This is a genomic window from Streptomyces sp. ADI96-02 (genome assembly GCF_003846185.1).
Lineage (GTDB): Bacteria > Actinomycetota > Actinomycetes > Streptomycetales > Streptomycetaceae > Streptomyces.
Genome location: NZ_ML123034.1, coordinates 1,154,155 through 1,159,210, shown reverse-complemented (window position 1 = coordinate 1,159,210; position 5,056 = coordinate 1,154,155). Strand labels below are relative to the sequence as shown.

At 74.7% G+C, this 5,056-nt stretch carries 3 protein-coding genes; 1 reads left to right on the top strand and 2 read right to left on the bottom strand.

All coding sequences use genetic code 11. The features are described 5' to 3' along the window. Positions 1–289: 289 nt before the first annotated feature. The gene (locus EES43_RS05025) at positions 290–1,390 is read left to right on the top strand and encodes a glycosyltransferase family 4 protein (protein ID WP_124267565.1); all 1,101 of its coding nucleotides are present in this window, start codon (positions 290–292) and stop codon (positions 1,388–1,390) included. Positions 1,391–1,411: 21 nt separating this feature from the next. On the opposite strand, the gene EES43_RS05020 is transcribed toward EES43_RS05025, so the two are convergent. Then, positions 1,412–3,037 (bottom strand): PucR family transcriptional regulator, encoded by a 1,626-nt coding sequence (locus EES43_RS05020; protein ID WP_124267564.1) that lies wholly within the window; start codon positions 3,035–3,037, stop codon positions 1,412–1,414. A 114-nt stretch (positions 3,038–3,151) separates the two neighbouring features. Further along, positions 3,152–4,954: a glycoside hydrolase family 15 protein gene (locus EES43_RS05015; RefSeq protein ID WP_124271793.1), complete on the bottom strand. Its 1,803-nt coding sequence runs from the start codon at positions 4,952–4,954 to the stop codon at positions 3,152–3,154. Positions 4,955–5,056: the final 102 nt, after the last annotated feature.

Genomic DNA, 5,056 nt, shown 5'->3' with positions numbered 1-5,056 from the left:
CAGGGGCGGGCGGCCGGACCGTCCGTCCGCCCGGGTCCGCCCGGTCCGCTCGGCCCGCCCGCCCAGGTCCGCCTGACCGGCGGACCCCGGTCCGAGGGGCGGCGGACGGTGCGCGGCAACCTCCAACGTCACTTTCGCGCCCTCGATTTCACCCGTAAGAGTGGTGCGGTGTGGCCGGTTGCCGTCGCGAGCGCAGCAGCAACGTTCCGCCGGTCCCGGACGTGCGTACGGACTGGCATCCTTGGCGCAGTACCCACCGCCGACTCGGGAGCCCCGGGAGCCGATCAACGTGTCACAGCTGCGTACGGTCCAAGTGCTGGGCGGAGGCAGTGCGGGCAGCAGCGCGCACGTCACCTCGCTGGCCGCCGGGCTGGTGGCGCGAGGGGTGCGGGTCACCGTCTGCGCCCCCGCCGCGGTGGACCGGGCCTACGACTTCACGGCGGCCGGTGCCCGTTTCCTCCCCGTCCCCCGGCGCAGCGATCCGGCCGCCGTCGCCGCCCTGCGCGCCGCCTGCGCCGAGGCCGACGTCGTCCACGCCCACGGGCTGCACGCCGCCTCCCGCTCCGCGCTCGCGCTCAGCGGCCGGACGGTGCCGCTGGTCACGACCTGGCACACCCGCCGGTACGCGGAGGGAGCGCGCCGCCAGATCCTGCGGCTGCTGGAGCGGCGGGCCGCCCGTGCCTCCGCCGTCGTCCTCGCGCCCTCCTCCGACCTGGTGGACCTCGCGCGCGGCCGAGGAGCCCGCGACGCGCGGCTCGCCCCGGTCGTCGCCCCGCTCCCGCGCCTGGCCGCCGCCGTCCACGGCGGCAAGGCCCGCGCCGAACTGGGCGCGGTCGACCGGCCGCTGCTCCTGGCCGTCGGCTCCCTCGTACCGCACCGCGGCTTCGACACCCTGCTGGACGCGGCCCGCGTCTGGCGCCGTCTGGACCCCGTGCCACTGCTCGTCATCGCGGGGGAGGGGCGCGATCGCGCCGCCCTCCAGCGGCGCATCCGGGACGAGGAGCTGCCGGTCCTGCTCGTCGGCCGCCGGGACGACGTCGGCGAACTGCTCGCCGCCGCCGATCTCGCCCTGCTGCCGAGCCGCTGGGAAGGGCGCTCGCTGCTGGCGCAGGAGGCGCTGCGGCTGGGCGTGCCGCTGATCGCCACCGCGGTCGGCGGGACGCCGGAGCTGGTCGGCGAGGCCGCCGAACTCGTGCCCTACGGCAGCGCCGAGGCGCTGGCCCGCACGGTCCTCCGGCTGCTCGGCGACCCCGAGCGGTGCGCCCGGCTGGCCGAGGCCGGGCGGCGGCAGGCGGCTGCCTGGCCGACCGAGGACGACACCATCGCCCACGTCCTCAGCGTCTACGACGAGTTGGCCCAGCCCTCGGCGGCCACGACCGGCGACCACTGACCACCCCGATGTGAGGGAGCGTCAGATGGTGTGGCGGCGGGCCCGCAGGGCCAGGCTCAGGGCGAGCACGGTCTGCGGGTCGTCCAGGTCCGTGCCCAGCAGCTCCCCGATCCGGGCCAGCCGGTTGTAGAGCGTCTGGCGGTTGAGGTGCAGCTCACGGGCGGTCTCCGCCTTGCGGCCCGCGTGCGCCAGGTACGCCTGGAGGGTCGGCAGCAGCTCCGGGCGCGAGGTGCGGTCGTGCTCGCGCACCGGGCCGATCGCCCGGTCCACGAAGGCCGCCAGATCCGGATGGTCGCGCAGCCGCCACAGCAGCAGGTCGATGTCGAGCCGCCGGGCGTCGTACCAGGGCCGGCCGTCCAGACCCTGCGCCGCCGTCGCCGTCTCGGCGGCGTGCCGCAGCCCCGCGCCCGCCGCCGCCCAGCCGCCCGCGACGCCGACCACCACCACCGGGGCCTGCGAGCCGGTGCGGTCCAGCCCGGCCCGCTCCACTCCGGCCCGCAGCGCCGCCGCCACCCGGTCCGCGACCGCGGTGCGCTCGCCCTCCGAGCGCAGCCCCAGCAGCAGCGGCACCCGGCCCTCCACGGGCCGTACGCCCAGCAGCGCCGGAACGCCGACGGAGCCCAGCTCCTCCAGCACCGCGCGGGCCAGCAGCGCCCAGTTGCCCGACGGGGACAGCTCGGGGGCCAGCCGCATCACGACCGGCAGCAGCGGACTCCGCCCGGGGCGGAAGCCGAGCACCCGGGCCTGGGCGGGAGCGTCCTCCGGGGTGATCCGGCCCTCGGCGAGATCGGTGAGGAAGTCCCCCCGCCCCCGGGCCGCCAGCTCCTCCTCCTGACGGGCCTGCATCAGGACGACGGCGAGGAGCCCCGCCGCCCGCTCCGCCGCCATCCGGTGCACCGTCGCCAACGGCCCGGACACCGCGAGCAGCACCAGCCTGGCGCGTACCGAACCGGTGCCGGGGCCGCCGCCGGGCACGTCCACCACTACCGCGCCGGCCGGCGGGCTCTCCCGCGCCGCCCGGTCGCCGCGCAGGCCCTCCCAGACCTGGAGCGGATCCGCGCCCACCGGCCCGGTCCCGGTGGAGGCCGCGTACAAGAGCTGTCCGTCGGGCGTCTCCAGGAAGACCGGGTTGGCGGTGAAGTCGGCGAGGATGCCGAGGACCTGCGGCACCCCGCCGCCGCCGAGCAGCGCGCGGGTGCAGCGGTGATGGACCTCCTCCGCCTGCTGGAGGAGGGCGTAGTGCCCGTTGACGATCTCGGTGTGGATCTCCTCGGTCACCGCGACGAACGGGACCTCGCGGTGCAGCTGCACCAGCGGGAGACCGGCCGCGCGGGCGGCGTCCACGATCGAGGCGGGCAGTCGGCCGAAGCGCGGCCCGAGCTCCACCACCAGGGCGGCGATGCCCCGGTCGGCGAGGCGGCGGACGAACGCCCGCTGTTCCGCGGGACGGGCGCCGAGGCCCAGACCGGTGGTCAGGAGCAGCTCGCCGCCCTTGAGGAGCGAGGCGATGTTCGGGACCTCTCCGGCGTGCACCCAGCGCACCGTGCGGTTCAGCCGGTCGGCGCCGCACACCACTTCCGGGAGCCCGGCGCGCAGCCCCGGCAGCTCCAGCGCCCGCCGCACCGTGATTCCGCTGTCGCTCTCCACGTACCCGGCCCGCCTCCCCTGCGTCCGAACGGCTCGATCGGGCGGTAGCGCCCTGGTCAGGACGCTACCGCCCGCGGTGCGGGGGAGGCGCGGGACGGTCCGGCCCGACGGCTCTCAGCCTACGTACGCACCGCTGGCCGTCAGCCGCAGGGCCGTGTCGATCAGCGGAACGTGGCTGAACGCCTGCGGGAAGTTGCCCACCTGGCGCTGGAGGTTGGAGTCCCACTCCTCCGCCAGCAGGCCCAGGTCGTTGCGGAGCGACAGCAGCTTCTCGAAGAGCTGCCGCGCCTCGTCGACCCGGCCGATCATCGCGAGGTCGTCGGCCATCCAGAACGAGCAGGCCAGGAACGCGCCCTCGTCGCCCGCGAGGCCGTCCACTCCGGCGTGCTCGCCCTCGGTGGGGTAGCGCAGGATGAAGCCGTCCTCCGTGGACAGCTCCCGCTGGATCGCCTCGATCGTGCCGATGACCCGCTTGTCGTCCGGCGGCAGGAAGCCCATCTGCGGGATGAGCAGCAGGGACGCGTCCAGCTCCTTCGATCCGTAGGACTGGGTGAAGGTGTTGCGCTCCCGGTCGTAGCCGCGGTCGCAGACGTCCCGGTGGATGTCGTCGCGCAGCCGCCGCCACCGCTCCAGCGGCCCGTCGATGTCGCCGGACTCGACCAGCTTGATCGTCCGGTCCACCGCGACCCAGGCCATCACCTTGGAGTGCACGAAGTGCCGGCGCGGGCCGCGCACCTCCCAGATGCCCTCGTCGGGCTCCTCCCAGTGCTTCTCCAGGTACTCGATGAGTTTGAGCTGGAGGCCCATCGCGTAGTCGTTGCGGGTCAGCCCGGTCATATGGGCCAGGTGCAGCGCCTCGGTGACCTCGCCGTACACGTCGAGCTGGAGCTGACCCGCCGCGCCGTTGCCGACCCGGACCGGGCCGGAGTTCTCGTAGCCGGGCAGCCAGTCCAGCTCCGCCTCGCCGAGCTCGCGCTCACCGGCGATGCCGTACATGATCTGCAGGTTCTCCGGGTCGCCGGCCACCGCCCGCAGCAGCCACTCGCGCCAGGCGCGGGCCTCCTCCCGGTAGCCGGTGCGCAGCAGGGAGGAGAGGGTGATCGCCGCGTCCCGCAGCCAGGTGTAGCGGTAGTCCCAGTTCCGTACGCCCCCGATCTCCTCGGGCAGCGACGTCGTCGGCGCCGCGACGATGCCGCCGGTCGGCGCGTACGTCAGGGCCTTCAGCGTGATCAGGGAGCGGACGACCGCCTCGCGGTACGGACCGTGGTACGTACACTGATCGACCCATTCCCGCCAGAACAGCTCGGTCGCCTCCAGGGACCCCTCCGGGTCCGGGAGGGCGGGCGGCTCGTGGTGCGAGGGCTGCCAGCTGATCGTGAACGCCACCCGGTCGCCGGGCGCCACGGTGAAGTCGGAGTAGGTCGTGAGGTTCTTGCCGAAGGTGTCGGCCTGGGTGTCCAGCCAGACGGAGTCCGGCCCGGCGACGGCGACCGTGCGGCCGTCGACCTTGTGCACCCACGGCGTCACCCGGCCGTAGCTGAACCGCATGCGCAGCTCCGAGCGCATCGGCACCCGGCCGCTCACGCCCTCCACGATCCGGATGAGCTGCGGTGCGCCGTCGCGCGGCGGCATGAAATCGGTCACCCGGACCGTTCCGCGCGGCGTGTCCCACTCCGATTCCAGGATGAGGGAGTCGCCGCGATAGCGCCGCCGGTCCGCGGTCTGCGGTTCGGCTCCCTCGGCCCTCGCCGGACCCAGGCGCCAGAAGCCGTGCTCCTCGGTGCCCAGCAGTCCTGCGAAGACGGCGTGCGAATCGAAGCGGGGAAGGCACAGCCAGTCCGCTGTGCCGTCCCGGCAGACCAGGGCAGCGGTCTGCATGTCTCCGATGAGTGCGTAATCCTCGATGCGCCCGGCCACGTGCGTCTCCAGTCGAACGGCCATGTCGCCCCGTCAGGGGCGCTTACTGCGGGTGAAGGGGGTCGTAGTGGAACCGACGAGTTCCCGTACCGGTTGGGCGGG